Genomic DNA, 17,048 nt, shown 5'->3' on the forward strand with positions numbered 1-17,048 from the left:
CCGGCGCGGACCCCGACCGGCCCCGACCACCCCGTGACCGCACCGGCCACCGCCGGTCACCCACGACAGGAGCGATCATGACCACCACCGTCGACCGACCGACCAGCACCCGGGCCACCGCCGGATCCACCGCCCGATCCACCGCCGGATCCACCGCCGCGGACGACGCCGCGATCCCGGCGCCCGCCGTGGACGTCGCCGCCCTCGGCGAGGTGCTGCTCGGACGCTGGGCCGGGATCCGGCGCGAGACGCGCCGGATGCTGCTCGACGAGCGGCTGCACCAGCAGCCGGACCTCGGCCACCACGAGCAGCGCGAACGCGTGCTGGGCCAGCTGCACCTGCTGGTGGAGCACGGCGCGATGAGCCGCGGGCTGCCCGAGGAGTACGGCGGGCACAACGACCCGGGCGGCAACGTCTCGGGGTTCGAGGAGCTGCTGCTCGGGGACCCCTCCATGCAGATCAAGGCCGGCGTGCAGTGGGGCCTGTTCGGCTCCGCCGTGCTCAACCTCGGCACCGAGGAGCACCACCGCCGCTGGCTCGCCGACATCCGGGACCTGCGGATCCCCGGCGTGTTCGCGATGACCGAGATCGGCCACGGCTCCGACGTCGCCTCGATCGGCACGACCGCGACGTACGACCCCGCCACGGAGGAGTTCGAGATCCACACCCCCTTCAAGGCGGCGTGGAAGGACTACCTCGGCAACGCCGCCGTGCACGGGCGCGCCGCCGTGGTCTTCGCCCAGCTCGTCACGCTCGGCGTGAACCACGGCGTGCACGCCTTCTGGGTGGACCTGCGGGACGAGGAGGGGAACTTCCTGCCCGGCGTGGGCGGCGAGGACGACGGCCACAAGGGCGGGCTCAACGGCATCGACAACGGGCGCCTGCACTTCACCCGGGTGCGGGTCCCGCGCACGCACCTGCTGGACAAGTACGGGGCCGTGGCCGCGGACGGCAGCTACAGCTCGCCCATCGCGAGCCCGGGCCGCCGCTTCTTCACGATGATCGGCACGCTGGTGCAGGGCAGGGTCTCCCTCGACGGCGCGGCCGTCCTGGCGAACAAGGCCGCGCTGAGCATCGCCATCCGCTACGGCAGCGAGCGCCGCCAGTTCAACGCGTCCTCCGACATCCAGGAGGAGGTGCTGATGGACTACCAGCAGCACCAGCGGCGGCTGCTGCCCCGGCTGGCCGAGACGTACGCCATGCACTTCGCCCACCAGGAGCTGCTGCACAAGTACGACGACGTCTTCTCGGGCCGCGAGGACACCGACGAGAACCGGCAGGATCTAGAGACCCTCGCCGCGGCGCTGAAGGCGCTGTCCACCTGGAGCGCCCTGGACACCGTCCAGGAGTGCCGCGAGGCCTGCGGCGGCGCGGGGTTCCTGACGAAGAACCGGCTCACCTCGCTGCGCCACGACCTGGACATCTACGCGACGTTCGAGGGCGACAACACGGTGCTGCTGCAGCTCGTGGCCAAGCGGCTGCTGTCCGACTGGGCGGACGAGTTCAAGCAGGTCGACATGGGCGTGATGGCCCGCTACGTGGCGGGCCGGGCCACCGAGGCCACGTACCACCGGTCCGGGCTGCGCAAGCTCGGCCAGGCGTTCCGGGACACCGGGGACGTGCGCCGCTCCGTCAACGCCCTGCGCGAGGAGTCCGCGCAGCGCGCCCTGCTCACGGACCGGGTGGAGACCATGGTCGCCGAGATCGCGGAGAACCTGCGGCCCAGCGCCAAGCTCCCCCGCGCGGAGGCCGCGGCGCTGTTCAACGAGAACCAGCACAAGCTCATCGCGACGGCCCGCGCCCACGCGGAGCTGCTGCAGTGGGAGGCCTTCACCCGCGGCCTGGAGCAGGTCGGGGACCCGGGCACCCGCAGGGTGCTCACCTGGCTGCGCGACGTCTTCGGGCTGCGGCTCATCGAGAAGAACCTCGCGTGGTACCTCTCCTACGGCCGGCTGTCCATGCGTCGCGGGCGCAGCCTCGACGAGTACATCGACCGGCTGCTCGCCCGCCTGCGCCCGCACGCGCTCGACCTCGTGGCCGCGTTCGAGCTCGAGCCGGGGCACCTGCGGGCCGAGATCGCCACGGGGATCGAGGCCCGCCGCCAGGAGGAGGCCGCCGAGCACTACCGGCGGCTGCGCGCCTCGGGCGGCGCCCCGGTCAAGGAGAAGGCTCCGCGCAGGGACTCCGCCACCCCCGCCGCCGGCGCCCCGGGCGAGAAGGCCCCGGAGGAGACCAAGGAGGAGAAGAAGAAGGAGCGCCGGGCCGAGAAGCAGGCGGAGCGCCGGGCCGAGCGCAAGCACGAGCGCCGGCTCGAGCTCAAGCCCCTGAAGAAGGCGGCGCAGCGGGCCGCGGCGGCCGGGGAACCGGCCGCGGACACCGCCGCGGAGCCGGCCGAGGGCCGTGCCGGAACCGCGGCCCGGCCCGCGGGCACCGGGCCCGGCGCGGACACCGCCGTGCGCCAGGACGCCTGACCCGCGCGCCCCGTCCGGACCGCACGGTCCGGACCACACCGGCCCGACCACACCGGCCGGACACACCGGCCGGACACACCGGCCGGACACACCGACGCCGCCGCCCCGGGAGTCCCGGGGCGGCGGCGTCGTCCGGTCCGGTCCCGGCGGATCGGGGAGTGCTCAGCGGGGAGTCGGGCCGGCGAGGAGGCCGTCGATCTGGCCCATGGCCTCGCGCATGCCCTCCTCCATGCCCATCGCCGACATCTGCGCGAGCTGCTCCGCGCTCTCGAAGGTGGACACCGTGGTCATCCGCGTCCGGCCCTCGAGGGCCTCGAACGTCACGACGCCGTGGGTGGCCCCCAGCGTGGGGTCCGGCTCGCCGTCCTCGCCCGCGAAGCCGTCGTCGAACTCCAGCCGGTGCGGCGGGTCCACGGCGGTGACCGTCCACCAGCCCCGGGCCTTCTCCCCGTCCGGTCCGGTCATGTAGTAGCGGCACCGTCCGCCCTCGGAGAGCTCGTGCTCCTCGAAGGTGGCGGGCCACTCGGGCGGCCCCCACCAGCGCTCCAGCTGGCGCGGGTCCGCCCAGACCTGCCAGACCCGCTCGACGTCCGCGGCGAACTCCGCGACGAACGTCAGGGTCAGTGCCTCCGTGTCCTGGTGCACGTCGATGACCGGCATGTCCTGCTCCCTTCCTACTGCGCCCCCCGGTCGCCGGGGGGCACCTCCTCGGCGAGGAGGTCCTCGATGGCGCGGGCACGCCCGCGCCAGATCTGCTCGTAGTCCTCCAGCAGCCCGGCCGCCCGGCGCAGCGTGGCCACGTTGCCGTGCACCACCTGCTCCCGCCCGCGCCGCCGCTTGGTGACCAGTGCGGCCCGCTCGAGCACGGCCACGTGCTTCTGCACCGCCGCGAAGCTCATCCGGTAGTGCCCCGCCAGCGCGGAGACCGACTGCTCCTGCCGCAGCACCCGCGTCACGATGTCCCGTCGCGTCGTGTCCGCGAGGGCCTGGAAGATGCGGTCGACCTCGTCGTCCGTCAGCTCGTTTTCTACAACCATTTGGTTGTATGTTAGGCCGTTCCGCGGCCCGGGACAAGAGGTCGGCACCCGGGGAACGCCGATGACGCGTCGAGGACGCCCGGGGCGGCTCCGGGAGCCGCTCAGTAGAGCCCGGCCGGTCCGGTCAGGTGGCGGCGCAGGCCGTGGGCCACGATCGTGTTGCCGAGCGCGTTGAGGTGCCGGCGGTCCCCCGCCACGACGGAGCGCGGAGGCAGCCCCAGGGCCAGCCACCGGCGGTCCGCGGCCGAGACGCCGATCCGGTGGCGCCGCAGGCCCGGCAGGGACCACAGCGCGGGATCCCGCAGATCGGCCATCGTGTCGTAGAACCGGTCGCCGTACTCCTCCCGGTGGACCGCGTTCACGCCGCGCACCTGCTCCCACCCGGGCGTGCCGGGCCGGTCGGCCACGGTGTGCCAGTGGCCCATCACCACGGACGTGTCCGGCTCGACCCGCCACGCCGCACGGGTGTCGGAGGTGACCTGGTCCTCGTCCTCGATGTTGTTCTTGCCCGTCCACAGCAGGTGGACGTGGCCGCGGTGGCGCTCCTCCAGCGCGGTGCGCCACCGTGCCGCGGACGCGGGCGCCACGTCGCGCTCCGCCCCGGGCACCTCGCGGCGCAGCACCACGGTGTCCCCGTCCCGCGCCACGGCCCGGATGGTGCACGGGATCCCCGAGACGGTGCCCGGGACCGGCTCGTGCACGCTCGGCACCCGGCCGTCCACGGTGGGCACCACCAGCTCCCCGTGGGCCGGGATCCGGCCGACCCCGTAGCCGGAGCCCAGCCGCGGCAGGTAGGGGTGGGCGCGGCTGCGCATCGCCAGGGTCTGCCACGACCGGTCGCCGCTGACGGCGCGCGAGGTCCCCGGCGCCTCCAGCAGCTGCGACAGCAGGGCGTCGATGCGCACCGCCGGGTAGCCCCGCGGGCGGTCGCGGTGGAGCGCGCTGGCCGCCGAGGAGGAGCCCCACAGCACGAACGGGCGCCGCCCCGCCGACGGCTCGGGCAGCATGCCGCCGAAGGCCCCCGAGGCGGTGAGCACCAGGCCGGTGAGGACGAAGGAGCGGCGCGAGACGACCATGTTCTCAAAGGTAAACAGAGCCGGTGGGGGCGGTCCCGATGTGACGGCTGATGATGTCCCCCACTTCGGGGGACGCCGCGTCCCCGCGGGGCGCGGGGCTCAGAACCCGGGGGCGTACTCCCCCGGCCGCACGGCGTCGGCCACGATCACCGTGACGTTGTCCCGCCCGCCGGTGCGCAGCGCGGCCTGCAGCAGCACGTCGGCCGCCTCCTTGGGGTGGGGCACCGAGGCGAGCACCCGGGCCATGTGGGCGGGGCTCAGCTCGTTGGTCAGCCCGTCCGAGCACAGCATCAGCCGGTCCCCGTGCCGGGCCGGGAGCACCCACACGTCCGGCTCCCAGACCTGGCCGGTGCCCAGGGCACGGGTGATCACGTTGCGGCGCGGGTGCACGAGCGCCTGCGCCGAGGTGAGCTGCCCGATCGACACGAGGTACTGCACCTCGGAGTGGTCCACGGTCAGCTGCTCGATCGCCGGCCCGGCGTCGCCCGGGTCGGCCCCCGGCTCGGGCGCGACCAGCTGATAGGTCCGGGAGTCGCCCGTGTTGAACACGATCCACAGCATGCGCCCGTCGATCCGGTGCAGCCACACGCCCGTGACGGTGGTGCCCGCCCGGCCCTCGACGGCGTGCTGGATGTGCTGGTCCGCCTGCCACAGCACCGAGCGGACGCGGCGGACGGCCTCGATCGAGTCGTCGGGGATCTCCGGGTCCAGGCGCAGCTCCCGCTCCACCGTGGCGCGGAACCGGGCGATGTCCCGGGGCGGCTCCGGCTCGAGGACCTCGAACGAGCGGAAGTCCTCCAGCTGGAACAGGGGGGACGCCCCGAGGGTGCGCACGCACAGGGCGCTCGCCACCTCCCCGGCCTCGTGCCCGCCCATGCCGTCCGCCACGGCGCACATCGTGGCCGTGACCACCAGGGCATCCTCGTTGGACTCCCGGCGCAGGCCGCGGTCCGTGGACGCGCCGGCGCGGATGACGAGGGGTGCGCTCATTCGAAGTCGACCTCCAGCCCGGGGCCGGCGCCCTGGGAGAGCGCTACGGGCTGGACGTCGCCGAAGCCCCGCACGTTGCGGGTGGGCTGCGGCAGGAGGATGAAGCGGTCGTCGCCGGAGAGCACCGCCGCGGTCGAGGCGTCCACGAGCACGGAGCCCGGGTCGGTCAGCGCCACGAGCCGGGAGGCGAGGTTCACCGTGGGCCCGTAGATGTCCCCGAGCCGCGGCAGCACGCGCCCCCACACGAAGGACACGCGCGCCTGCGGGAGCTCGGGGTCGTCCCGGATCGCGCGGGACAGGGCGAGGGAGATCTGCGCCCCGCCCTCGGGGGTCTCCGCGAGGAACATGACCTCGTCCCCGATGGTCTTGATGAGCCGGCCGCCGCCCACGGCGATCACCTCCGCGCAGCGGTTCTCGAAGCGCTGCACGAGGTTGGCCAGGGTCCGTTCGTTCATCTGCCGGGACAGCGACGTGTAGGAGACCAGGTCGGCGAAGCCCACCCCGCGCGCGAGCGGGAGGATGGAGGACGCCCCGTCGTCGTCCGTGGGGCCGGTGGCGGTCGAGCCGTCCGGGCGCTCCACGCGCATCGCCAGCCGCTGCACGGCGGCGTTCATCTGGCGCCGCCAGGAGTAGACCAGGAGGTTCTCGATCGCGTCGATGAGGTCCGGCAGCAGGTGCAGCAGCTGCCGGCGCGCGGCGGCGTCGGTCATGCCCCGGTGGACGACCATGTCCTCGACGAGCGCCTCGACCTGCCACACCACCATGCGGTCGGTCATCTGCCCGATCGAGCGCACCAGGGACAGGGCCGCCTCCTCGGTGACCTTCTCCTCGAGCACCATCGTGGACAGCACCCGCAGGGCCTCGGAGTCCTGCTCGGTGAACCAGAGGTCGTCGTCGGTGAGGTTCGGGAAGCCGAGGGCCCGCCACACCTTCCGCGCGGACAGCAGCGACAGCCCGCCCCGGCGCGCGGCCTCCCGGCGGCGCAGATCGCGCTCCGAGCCCAGGAGGGTCTGCTCGAGGGCCTGCACGGCGGCCTTGGACTCGTCCGAGCGGTAGAGGTTCGCCTGGACGGGGTTGTGCAGGTTCAGGTTCAGCTGCGCCGTCTGGGGGCCGAGCGCCGGCTCGCCCTGGGTCTCCGAGTCCTCACTCGCCACACGTCACTCCTCTTCCTGGTGGACGGCCCGTCGGTTCCACGGTCGGCGCGGGGCGACGGACGGGCCCGGGCGTGGTGCCACGACCGCGTCGCGGTCCACTCTAGTGGGAGGGAGCCCCGGCGCACCCCCGCCGGTGCCGGGATCTCCGGCCCGTCCGGCGTCACCGCCCGGCGCCCACTGGTCCTCGGCGGCCCGGCGGATGAGCCCGGCCAGGCGCTGCGCCTCCGGGGCGTGCTCGAGGCGCAGCCCGCCGAGCGGCCCGAAGTCGGCCACCACGCGCCCGTCGCGCCGGCCGAGGGCGGGGCTGCGCCGGCGCTCCACGGAGACCCGGCGCAGCTGGTGCAGGGGCAGCGACACGGTCCTGCGGGCCCCGCCGGGGCGCAGCAGGACGAGGTGGCGGCTGGTGAGCACGTAGCGGGTGCGCCACCAGCGCAGGAGCGGGCGCAGGCAGCTGCGGAGCACGACCCAGCCGGCCGCGACGAGCAGGGTGAGCTCCACCCCGGCGTGCACCGTGGTCCACGGCTCCGCCACGGGGCGCCAGCGCAGCTCGAGGGCCCGCTGGGCGGTCGAGAGCGCGAACACCGTCAGCAGCAGCACCAGGAAGGGCCGGGTCAGCCGCGCGCCGTGCGCGCGCGTGGACACGAGCACGCGCTCCCCCGGCTGCAGGGCGGGACGGGCGGGCACGCTCAGGCCGTCCCGGGGGCGTCCGGGGCGGGGCGCAGGTGCACCACGTCCCCGGCCGTCACCTCGCGCTGCGCGCCGCCGGCCTCGCGCACCAGCAGCCCCCCGTGCTCGCCGAGGCCCGTCGCGGTGCCCGTGACGGGGGCGGCCCCGCCGGGGAGCTCGGCGCGCACCGTGCGGCCGAGGGTCTCCATCCGCTCGGTGATCCGGGCGCGCAGCGGGCCGCCGGGCCGCACGGCGGCGGCCGGGTCGGCGCAGAACTGCCGGTAGAGCGGGACGAACCCGCCCAGCACGGCCCCCAGGACGGCGGCGCGCTCGACCTCGCGGCCGGTGGCGTGCCGGACGGACGTGGCCGTGGCCACGGGCGGCTCCGCCTGGGCGACGTTGATCCCGGTGCCCAGCACCACCGCCGGCGAGCGCTGCTCGTCCAGCACGAGGCCCGCGAGCAGACCGGCGATCTTGCGCCCGTCCACCAGGACGTCGTTGGGCCACTTGATCCGCGCGCCCGCCGCCGCGAGTCCCTCCAGGGCGTCCACCACGGCCGAGGCCATCAGCAGGGTCAGCCACGGGAAGTGCTGGGTGGGCAGCGCCCGGCCGCGGTCGTCGGCCGGGCGCAGCAGGACGCTGAAGGTCAGCGCGGTGCCGGGCTCGGTGGTCCACACCCGGTCCAGCCGGCCGCGCCCCGCGCTCTGGTGCCCGGTGACCACGAGGGACAGGTCGGTCCACGGCCGGTCCGGGCGGGGCCCGCGCGCCTGCCGGGTGACGGCGGCCGTCAGGTGCTCGTTCGTGGAGCCGACCTCGTCGAGGACGTCGATCCGCCCCAGGCCGAGGTCCGCCAGGGCCGCGAGCACGGCGGGGGCGCGCAGGTCGGCGGCGCGGGGGTCGGGCACGGTTCTCCTCGGGTGGGTCGTCGCGGGTCGGTCGTCGCCGGTCGGTCGTCGCGGTGCCGGGCGGACGGTGCTGTCCGGCCGGGCGCCGTCCGCGTAGTCTTCGGACCACATCCACAGTAGTAGCCCGGTTCCCCGGGAAGCGGCTGGACGGTCCCGTCCCGCCGGCGGGGCCGCGGCACGACCCGAAGGAGCCACCGTGAGCGCAGCCGAGAACCGCACGACGTTCGCCGTCACCTACGTCTACGGGGGCCCCGCCGACGTCCTGGCCGCCCGCCGCCCCGAGCACCGGGAGTACCTCGGCGGGCTCGTGGAGCAGGGCCACCTGCTCGCGTCCGGGCCGTTCGAGGACGACGGCGCGCCCGGCGCGCTGCTGGTCTTCGCCGCCGAGGACGCCGGGGCGGTCGAGCGGCTCACCGACGAGGACCCGCTGGTGCGCCACGGGGTGGTCACCGAGCGGACCGTCCGGCCCTGGAAGGTGGTCCTCGGCCGCGTCGGCTGAGCCCTGCCCGGGCGCCCCGGCCCGGGGCACGGAATTTGTAGGAGTTCTACAACGGAGGCCCCGGCGGCCGCGGACTAGAGTGAGCAGGTCCCCAGACCACCCCGGACCGGACCGCTCGGCCCGCCGGGCCGGCCGCGTACCAGACCACGAGGTGCTTGTGACCCACGACCTGACGACCACCGCCGGCAAGATCGCCGACTTCCACGACCGCAGGGCCCGCTCCGAGGCCCCTGCGGGTCGGGCGGCGATCGAGAAGCAGCACGCCCGCGGGAAGAACACCGCCCGGGAGCGCGTGGAGATGCTCCTGGACGAGGACTCCTTCGTGGAGTTCGACGCCCTCGCGACCCACCGCTCGACCGCCTTCGGGATGGCGTCCAAGAAGCTGCCCGGCGACGGCGTGGTCAGCGGCTACGGCACGGTGGACGGGCGCCTGGTGGCGGTCTACTCCCAGGACTTCGCGGTGTTCGGCGGGTCGCTGTCCCAGGCCAACGGGGAGAAGATCGTCAAGGTGCAGAAGTTCGCCCTGCGCAACGGCTGCCCGGTCGTCGGGATCAACGACGGCGGCGGGGCGCGGATCCAGGAGGGCGTGGCCTCCCTGGCGATGTTCGCGGACATCTTCAACATGAACGTCCGCTCCTCCGGGGTGGTCCCGCAGATCTCGCTCATCATGGGCCCGTGCGCGGGCGGGGCGGCCTACTCCCCGGCCCTGACCGACTACATCGTGATGGTCGACAAGACCTCGCACATGTTCATCACCGGCCCGGACGTCATCAAGACGGTCACGGGCGAGTCGGTGGACATGGAGACCCTCGGCGGGGCGCGCCAGCACAACGCGACCACGGGCACGGCCACGTACCTCGCCGAGGACGAGCAGGACGCCTTCGACTTCGTGCACGAGCTGCTCGAGTTCCTCCCGGCCAACAACCTGCAGGAGGCGCCCCTGCTGGACCACGACCAGGAGGACGAGGTCACGGACGTGGACCTCGCCCTGGACACGCTGGTCCCGGACTCCGCGAACCAGCCGTACGACATGCGCGCGGTGGTCGAGGCGATCGTCGACGACGGGCACTTCCTGGAGATGCAGGCGCTCTACGCCCCCAACGTGATGATCGGCTACGCCCGGGTCGAGGGGCACACCGTGGGCGTCGTGGCGAACCAGCCCATGCAGTTCGCCGGCACGCTGGATATCGCGGCCTCCGAGAAGGCGGCCCGGTTCGTGCGGCACTGCGACGCGTTCAACGTCCCGATCCTGACCCTCGTGGACGTGCCCGGCTTCCTGCCCGGCACCGACCAGGAGTTCAACGGCATCATCCGGCGCGGCGCCAAGCTGCTCTACGCCTACGCCGAGGCGACCGTCCCGCTGGTCACCCTGATCACCCGCAAGGCCTACGGCGGGGCCTACATCGTGATGGGCTCGAAGAAGCTCGGCGCGGACATCAACCTGGCCTGGCCCACCGCGCAGATCGGCGTGATGGGCGCCCAGGGCGCCGTGGAGATCCTCTACCGCCGGGACCTCAAGGCCGCCGCCGACAACGACGAGGACGTCGAGGCGCTGCGCGCCGACCTGGTGCGCAAGTACGAGGAGAGCCTGCTCAACCCGTACCAGGCCGCGGAGCTGGGCTACGTGGACGCGGTGATCCCCCCGTCCGAGACCCGGGTCCAGGTGCTCAAGGCCCTGCGGGCGCTGCGCGACAAGCGCGCGACGACGCCCACCAAGAAGCACGGGAACATCCCGCTGTGACGCCCCGCGAGCCCGTCGAGGGCGTCCCGTCCCTGCGCTTCACGGCCGGCAACCCCACCCCGGAGGAGATCGCCGCCGTCACCGCCGTCCTGCTCGCGCGCCCGGACGGGGGCGAGGCCTCCGCGAAGGGCGCCCCGGGGCGGCGGGACCAGTTCCGCCGGATGCGGCTGGGCCTGCGGCTGCGCCCGGGCCGCGGCGCGTGGCGGCGGACCCGCCCGGAGGAGTGAGCCGGCAGGAATGAGCAGGGAGCGGTGAGCCCGGGACGAGTGAGCCCGGAGGAGTGAGTCCTGAGGAGTGAGCTCCGAGCGGTGGGCCCGGAGGGCCCCGCCGGCAGGAGCGGCCTCCCGCTCCCGGGGGCGAACAGCCGGCGTGCCCGGCCCGGGCCCTTCGGGGCCGGCCGGTGACCGTTCACGGCTCCCGGGGGATCCGCCGCGAGGCCACGAGCGCCACCGCGAGGCCCGCGAGGGCGAGCACGGCCGTCACGGCCCACGTCAGGTCCCAGGTGCCCGTCACCTGCGCGACCGACGCGACCGCGGGCGGGCCGGCGAACTGGCCCAGGGCGTTGAACTGCTGGCCCAGCCCCAGCGTGGTGGCCACCGTGGTGGGGGTCGGGGCGACCCGCATGAGACTCGCGATCGCCGTGGTCGGCACCACTCCCCCCACGGCGGAGAAGACCAGGACCGCGCCGTACCGGGCGCCGAAGCGCGCCCCCTCGTCCAGCAGCGGCGCCAGCCCGAACGCGACCACGGCGGCCAGCCCCAGCACGGCGAAGCCCGTGCACCACAGCACCACGGGACGCACTCCGCGCTGCAGGGCCCGGCCCGCGCCCAGGTTGCCCACCACGTTGACCCCCGCGGCGAGCGCGCTGAGCCCCGCCGCGGCGGCCGCCTCGATCCCGGCCTCGGCGTACATGGAGGGCAGGAACTGCACCACCCCGTTCCACTGGGCGGTGTAGAGCCCGAAGACCGCGGCCACCAGCCACGGCCCGGGCGCGCGCAGGGTCAGCCCGAGGCGCTGCCGCACCCCGTGCACCACCACGTGGGCGGGGTCCGGCGGCAGCACGGCGAGCACGAGCAGGGCCAGGAGCGCGGAGCCGGCCGCGGCGGCCGCCCACCAGGTGCGCCAGCCGAGGGTCTCGCTGAGCAGGCCGCCGAGCAGCAGGGACAGCGCCGCGGCGACCGGGATGTGGCAGCCCCACAGCCCCACCAGCAGCGACACCCGGGCCGGGGCCACGGTGCGCCGGATCAGCGCCGGGGCGCAGATCGACACGAGCATGAACCCCACGCCCTCCAGCACCCGGGAGCCCAGCAGCGGGCCGTACCCGGTGGAGAGCAGACCCGTCACGGAGCCCGCGGTGAGCAGGCCCAGCCCGAGGACCAGCCCCCGGCGCAGCCCGATGCGGTCCCCGAACAGGCCGACCACCACGCCGAGCAGCATGCCCGCCACCTGCACGGTGGAGAGCAGGAACCCTCCCTGCACCAGGCTCAGGCCGAGCTCGGCGGAGAGCACGGGCAGCGCCGGGGCGAGCTTCCACACGTGCAGGGCGCCCACCACGCCGGCGACCACCACGAGCAGGGCGGGCGCGGTCCCGGCGGCGCCCGTGGGTCCGTCCGGGACGGCAGGAGGGGCGGAGCTCGCGCGCGGCGCAGGGGCGGTCATGGTCCGCAGTCTAGGGAGCGCCCGGCGCTAGGGTGACGTGCATGACCGTTCATCGGCCCGACCTTCCGTCCACCCCCGGCCGCGGGCCGGCGCCCCTCGGCACCGGGCGGCGCGAGCCCACGGCCGTCGACGCCGTGGCCGAGCGCTGGTTCGCGCGGTCCATGGAGCTGGACCCGGCCCAGGCGACCGTGCACGGCTTCCCCGGGCACGAGAGCGAGTACCGGGACTTCGGGCCCGAGGGGCTCGAGGCCCGGGCCGACGCGGCCCGCCGGACGCTGGCCGAGCTCGGGCGCGCGGACCCGGCCGACGACGTCGACCGGATCACCGGCCACGCCCTGCGCGAGCGCCTCGGCCTGGACCTGCTCCTGCTCGACGAGGGGCTGCGGGGCTGGGAGGTCAACAACATCTCCTCCCCGGTGCAGGAGATCCGGGAGGTCTTCGACGACCTGCCGCGGCGCACCGCCGAGGACTGGGCGCACGTCGCCGGGCGGCTGCGCGCCGTGCCCGCCGCCGTGGACTCCTACGTCCTGGGCCTGCGGCACGCCCGCTCCCTCGGCCGCTCGGCCTCCGCCGCGCAGCTGCGCAACGCGTCCCGGCAGTGCACCGGCTACGCGGCCCGGCACGGCTTCTTCGACCGGCTGGGGCGCAGCCCCCGCGTCCCGGAGGCCCTGCGGCAGGAGGTCGCGGAGGCGGCCGAGGCGGCGCGGCGCGCCTACCGGGGCCTCGCCGCCGTGCTGGGCAAGGAGCTCGCCGTGGACGCGCCCCGCACGGACGCGGTGGGCCCCGACGTGTACACGCTGCGCCTGCAGGAGTTCCTGGGCGCCGTCCTGGACCCGGCCACGGTCTACGCCTGGGGGGTCGAGCAGCTGCGCACGATCGTGGCGGAGCAGGAGGTCCTCGCCCACCGCATCGCCCCCGGCGCCACGGTCGCCCAGGCCATGGCGGCCCTGGACGCGGACCCGGCGCGGCAGCTGCACGGCACCGACGCGCTGCAGGCGTGGATGCAGGACCTCTCCGACGCCGCCGTGGACGCCCTCGCGGACACGCACTTCGAGCTGACGGCGCCCATGCGCCGGCTCGAGTGCCGCATCGCCCCGACCCACGACGGCGGGATCTGGTACTCGATGCCCAGCGCCGACTTCTCCCGCCCCGGGCGGATGTGGTGGTCCGTGCCCGAGGGCACTGCGACGTTCACCACGTGGGAGGAGACCACCACCGTGTACCACGAGGGCGTTCCCGGCCACCACCTGCAGTTCTCCACCGCCCTCGCCAACTCGGGGGAGCTCAACCGGTGGCGGCGGATGGGCGTGTGGGTCTCGGGCCACGGGGAGGGCTGGGCGCTGTACGCCGAGCGGCTCATGGACGAGCTGGGCCATCTGCAGGACCCCGGGGACCGGATGGGGATGCTGGACTCCCAGCGGCTGCGGGCGGCGCGGGTGGTCTTCGACGTCGGCTTCCACTGCGGCTACCGCGTCCCCGCGGAGCTCGGGGCCGCCCTCGGCGGGGCCCGTCCCGGCGAGGTCTGGACCCCCGAGGACGGGTGGCGGTTCCTGCGCTCGAACATCGTGATGGCGGACCCGATGCTGCGCTTCGAGTGGATGCGCTACATGGGCTGGCCCGGGCAGGCGCCGTCCTACAAGGTGGGCCAGCAGCTGTGGGAGCAGGCGCGGGAGGCCGCCCGCGCCGCGGCGGGACCGGGTTTCCTGCTCAAGGACTTCCACTCGCGTGCGCTGCGCCTCGGCTCGGTGGGCCTGGACACCCTGGAGTACGCGCTCGCCCTGTGATCCGCGTCATATCCGCGTCACATTTCGTCACCGTCATTCGGTGATGTATATTTCCGCGCCCTATCGTGGGCACATGATTTCCGCAGAAAGCAATCGACGTCTGCCCCGGTGGATGACCTCCTTCGGCACGCAGATCGTGCTGGCCCTCCTCCTGGGCGTGGCCCTGGGCACCGTCGCCGACACCCTCGGCGGCGACCCCGACACGGACCCGAACTGGCTGATGACCGCGCTGGACACCATCGGCACCAGCTACGTCAGCCTGCTCAAGGCCGCCGTGGTCCCGCTCGTGGTGACCGCGGTGATCTCCTCGATCGCCAACCTGCGGGAGGTCTCCGACGCCGCCCGGCTCGCCTGGAAGACGCTGCTGTGGTTCGGGATCACCGCGCTGATCGCCGTGACGGTCGGGCTCGTGCTCGGGCTGGTCGTCCAGCCCGGGGCGGGCAGCGGCGCCGCCGCGCCCGCCGAGGCGTACACCGGCACGCAGGGCTCGTGGCTGGGCTTCCTCACCGGCATCGTCCCCGCCAACTTCCTGGGCCTGGAGGTCTCCTCCTCGGTGGTGGACCCGGAGACCGTCCGGACCTCCCTCGGCTTCAACGTGCTGCAGGTGCTCGTGGTCTCGGCCGCCGTCGGCATCGCGGCGCTCAAGGTCGGCGCTCCGGCCGAGCCCTTCCTGGCCGTGGTGCGCTCCGCGCTGGCCGTGGTGCAGAAGGTCGTCTGGTGGATCATCCGCCTCGCCCCGCTGGGCACGCTCGGGCTGATCGGCCGGGCCGTGTTCGAGTACGGCTGGACCTCGATGGGCGGGCTCGTGGCGTTCGTCGCGACCGTCTACGCCGGCCTGCTGGTCGTGGCCCTCGTGGTCTACCCGGTGCTGGTGAAGGCGCACGGGCTCTCCGTCAAGCAGTACTTCTCCGGGGTCTGGCCGGCCGTGCAGCTGGGCTTCGTCTCCCGGTCCTCGGTGGGCACCATGCCGCTGACCCAGCGCGTCACCGAGCGCAGCCTCGGCGTGCCCCGCGCCTACGCGTCCTTCGCCGTGCCGCTCGGCGCGACCACCAAGATGGACGGCTGCGCCGCGGTCTACCCCGCGATCGCCGCCCTGTTCGTCGCGCAGTTCTACGGGATCGACCTGGACGTCACCCACTACGTGCTCATCGCGCTCGTGTCCGTGCTGGGCTCCGCGGCGACCGCCGGCACCACGGGCGCCACCGTGATGCTCACCCTGACGCTGTCCACGCTGGGCCTGCCGCTCGACGGCGTGGGGCTCCTGCTGGCCGTGGACCCGATCATCGACATGGGCCGCACCGCGCTCAACGTGGCGGGCCAGGCCCTGGTGCCCACCATCGTCGCCCACCGCGAGGGGCTGCTGGACCGCGGGCTCTACGACGCCCCGCGCTCCGGCGACCCGTTCGCACCCGAGGACGCCGCACCTGAGCACGCCGTCCCCGCCGGTGCCGGCCCCGAGGACGCCGCACCCGAGGACGCGGAGCCCGGCACCGGGTCCCGCACCGCCGGCGCGGCAGGCGGCGCGGAGCCGCACCCGGAGGAGGCTCCGGCGGCGGCCCGCTGACGCCCGGCACCGCAGGGCGTCCCGACCGCGAGGGGCGGGGAACTGGGGGAATGCTCGACGCATTCCGGCAGTTCCCCGCCCCTCGCTGGTGCCGGACGCGTCCCGGGCTACGCTGAGGAGCGGCATGAGAGCTGGGTCACAGCATCGAGCAGGGGGTGGCGCGTGGGCGTACCGACGGACGGACCGAGGACGACGGACCCGCAGCTGCGCCTGTCCTGGGCCCGTTCGCTGGGCCATCTCGCCGCACCCGAGCGCTGCACCCCGCAGGTGGTGCTGGACCACACCGACGTCCGGGAGGCCCGCGCCCCGCTGCGACTGCTGATGCCCGTGCTCGACGAACTGCTCACCCCCCTGGCCGAGGACACCGGACTGGTCGTGGCCGTGACGGACCCCCGCGGGGTGCTCCTGCGGGTCCGGGGCAGCGCCGCGACGCGGCGGCGTGCCGAGGCGATGGGCTTCGTCGAGGGCGCCGACTGGTCCGAGACGGCCGTGGGCACCAACGCCCCCGGCACGGCACTGGTCCTGCGCCGGCCGGTGACCGTGCACCGCGACCAGCACTTCTATCCCGAGGCCCGGCCGTGGTCCTGCACGGCGGCCCCGCTGCTGCACCCCGTCACGGGGGCGCTGCTCGGGGCGGTGGACCTCACCGGCGGGGACGCCGCCGCCGACCCCGCCACGCGGGCGCTGGTCGGTGCGGCGGTGCGCGCCGCCCGGGCCGAGCTGGCCCTCGCCCTGCGCTCCGCGGCGCAGACCCGGGGACCGTCCCCCGCGGCGGGCCGCGGCGCCGCCCCCGCCTCCGGCGCGTTCCTGCGCGTGCTGGGCGACGCCCCGCCCGCGCTGCTCCTGGACGGGCGCCCCCTGGAGCTGACCGAACGCCACGCCGAGATCCTCCTGGCGCTCTCCCGCGCCCCGGCCGGGCTGAGCACCGCGGAGCTGTCCGTGCAGCTGTGGGCCGGCCGGGCGCAGGAGACCACGGTGCGGGCCGAGGTGCTGCGGCTGCGCCGGCTGCTCGAGCCCCGGGGCGGCCCGGCGATCGCCTCGCGCCCCTACCGGCTCGAGGCGCCCCTGGCCTCGGACGCGGGCCGGGTGCTCGAACTGCTCGCCCGGGGCTCGCACCGGCGGGCCCTGCGGGAGTACACCGGGGCCCTGCTGCCGCACTCCGAGGCCCCGTCCGTGGTGGCGCTGCGCCACCGCGTCACCGGGCTCCTGCGCGAGGCCGTCCTGGCCGACGGCTCGGCCGAGGCCGTGCGCGAGTACCTGACGCTGCCGGAGGCCGCCGACGACGCCGAGGCGTGGGAGCTGCTGCTGCGCCTCCTGCCGGCCCGCTCCCCCGCCCGCGCCGGGGCGGTGCTCGAGCTGGAGCGGCTGCGCCGCTGACCTGGCCCGGGACCCGGTGCATCGTGCGTGCAACGTGCGTGCAACGTGGCCCCGCGTAGCGTGAGCTGCATCACACAGCGGCGCGGACGAGACGGTCCGCGCCCGTGCCACTCGCACCGTCACGC

The 17,048-nt window shown here is 75.0% G+C and carries 15 protein-coding genes; 7 read left to right on the forward strand and 8 right to left on the reverse strand.

Annotation, left to right across the window (positions count from 1 at the left end; all coding sequences use genetic code 11):
• Window positions 1–77: 77 nt before the first annotated feature.
• Window positions 78–2,471 carry an acyl-CoA dehydrogenase gene (locus Q0817_RS00340; protein WP_298582527.1) on the forward strand — a complete coding sequence of 798 codons (2,394 nt, stop codon included), beginning with the start codon at window positions 78–80 and terminating at the stop codon, window positions 2,469–2,471.
• A 162-nt stretch (window positions 2,472–2,633) separates the two neighbouring features.
• Here the strand turns inward: Q0817_RS00340 and Q0817_RS00345 are convergent, their stop codons facing one another.
• The 7 genes from Q0817_RS00345 to Q0817_RS00375 form a co-directional block, all read right to left on the reverse strand.
• Window positions 2,634–3,131, reverse strand: coding sequence for an SRPBCC domain-containing protein (locus Q0817_RS00345; RefSeq protein ID WP_298582531.1), 498 nt, complete (start codon window positions 3,129–3,131; stop codon window positions 2,634–2,636).
• A gap of 14 nt (window positions 3,132–3,145) precedes the next feature.
• Window positions 3,146–3,508 (reverse strand): helix-turn-helix domain-containing protein, encoded by a 363-nt coding sequence (locus tag Q0817_RS00350; protein WP_298582534.1) that lies wholly within the window; start codon window positions 3,506–3,508, stop codon window positions 3,146–3,148.
• Window positions 3,509–3,609: 101 nt separating this feature from the next.
• Window positions 3,610–4,584, reverse strand: a complete 975-nt coding sequence (locus Q0817_RS00355) for a hypothetical protein (RefSeq protein ID WP_298582537.1) — start codon at window positions 4,582–4,584, stop codon at window positions 3,610–3,612.
• Window positions 4,585–4,683: 99 nt separating this feature from the next.
• Window positions 4,684–5,574, reverse strand: a complete 891-nt coding sequence (locus Q0817_RS00360; RefSeq protein WP_298582539.1) for a PP2C family serine/threonine-protein phosphatase — start codon at window positions 5,572–5,574, stop codon at window positions 4,684–4,686.
• Window positions 5,571–6,728, reverse strand: a complete 1,158-nt coding sequence (locus Q0817_RS00365; RefSeq protein WP_298582542.1) for an adenylate/guanylate cyclase domain-containing protein — start codon at window positions 6,726–6,728, stop codon at window positions 5,571–5,573. Before Q0817_RS00365 ends, Q0817_RS00360 begins: the two co-directional genes overlap by 4 nt.
• Before the next feature lie 3 nt (window positions 6,729–6,731).
• On the reverse strand, window positions 6,732–7,412 hold the full coding sequence (locus Q0817_RS00370) for a hypothetical protein (protein WP_298582545.1): 681 nt from the start codon (window positions 7,410–7,412) through the stop codon (window positions 6,732–6,734).
• 2 nt (window positions 7,413–7,414) lie between these two features.
• Window positions 7,415–8,299 (reverse strand): biotin--[acetyl-CoA-carboxylase] ligase, encoded by an 885-nt coding sequence (locus Q0817_RS00375; RefSeq protein ID WP_298582548.1) that lies wholly within the window; start codon window positions 8,297–8,299, stop codon window positions 7,415–7,417.
• 196 nt (window positions 8,300–8,495) lie between these two features.
• On the opposite strand from Q0817_RS00375, the gene Q0817_RS00380 reads away from it, so the two are divergent.
• From Q0817_RS00380 to Q0817_RS00390, 3 genes are all read left to right on the forward strand, one after another.
• Window positions 8,496–8,798, forward strand: a complete 303-nt coding sequence (locus Q0817_RS00380; RefSeq protein WP_298582552.1) for a YciI family protein — start codon at window positions 8,496–8,498, stop codon at window positions 8,796–8,798.
• Between the two features lie 157 nt (window positions 8,799–8,955).
• Window positions 8,956–10,539: an acyl-CoA carboxylase subunit beta gene (locus Q0817_RS00385; RefSeq protein ID WP_298582555.1), complete on the forward strand. Its 1,584-nt coding sequence runs from the start codon at window positions 8,956–8,958 to the stop codon at window positions 10,537–10,539.
• Window positions 10,536–10,766, forward strand: a complete 231-nt coding sequence (locus Q0817_RS00390; RefSeq protein WP_298582558.1) for an acyl-CoA carboxylase subunit epsilon — start codon at window positions 10,536–10,538, stop codon at window positions 10,764–10,766. The genes Q0817_RS00385 and Q0817_RS00390 overlap by 4 nt, the downstream gene beginning before the upstream one ends.
• 181 nt (window positions 10,767–10,947) lie before the next feature.
• Here Q0817_RS00390 and Q0817_RS00395 read toward each other — a convergent pair whose 3' ends face one another.
• Window positions 10,948–12,198, reverse strand: a complete 1,251-nt coding sequence (locus Q0817_RS00395; protein WP_298582561.1) for a CynX/NimT family MFS transporter — start codon at window positions 12,196–12,198, stop codon at window positions 10,948–10,950.
• Between the two features lie 41 nt (window positions 12,199–12,239).
• Between Q0817_RS00395 and Q0817_RS00400 the strand changes: the two genes are divergently transcribed.
• The 3 genes from Q0817_RS00400 to Q0817_RS00410 all read left to right on the forward strand — a co-directional run bounded on the left by Q0817_RS00400 (window position 12,240) and on the right by Q0817_RS00410 (window position 16,923).
• Complete coding sequence (locus Q0817_RS00400) at window positions 12,240–13,982, forward strand: DUF885 domain-containing protein (protein WP_298582564.1); 1,743 nt, start codon at window positions 12,240–12,242, stop codon at window positions 13,980–13,982.
• Window positions 13,983–14,055: 73 nt separating this feature from the next.
• Entirely contained in the window at window positions 14,056–15,546 is a 1,491-nt protein-coding gene (locus tag Q0817_RS00405; RefSeq protein WP_298582567.1) for a dicarboxylate/amino acid:cation symporter, read from the forward strand.
• Between the two features lie 162 nt (window positions 15,547–15,708).
• Window positions 15,709–16,923, forward strand: a complete 1,215-nt coding sequence (locus Q0817_RS00410) for a GAF domain-containing protein (protein WP_298582569.1) — start codon at window positions 15,709–15,711, stop codon at window positions 16,921–16,923.
• Window positions 16,924–17,048 lie beyond the last annotated feature (125 nt).

This window comes from uncultured Kocuria sp. (assembly GCF_947500125.1).
Taxonomy (GTDB): domain Bacteria; phylum Actinomycetota; class Actinomycetes; order Actinomycetales; family Micrococcaceae; genus Kocuria.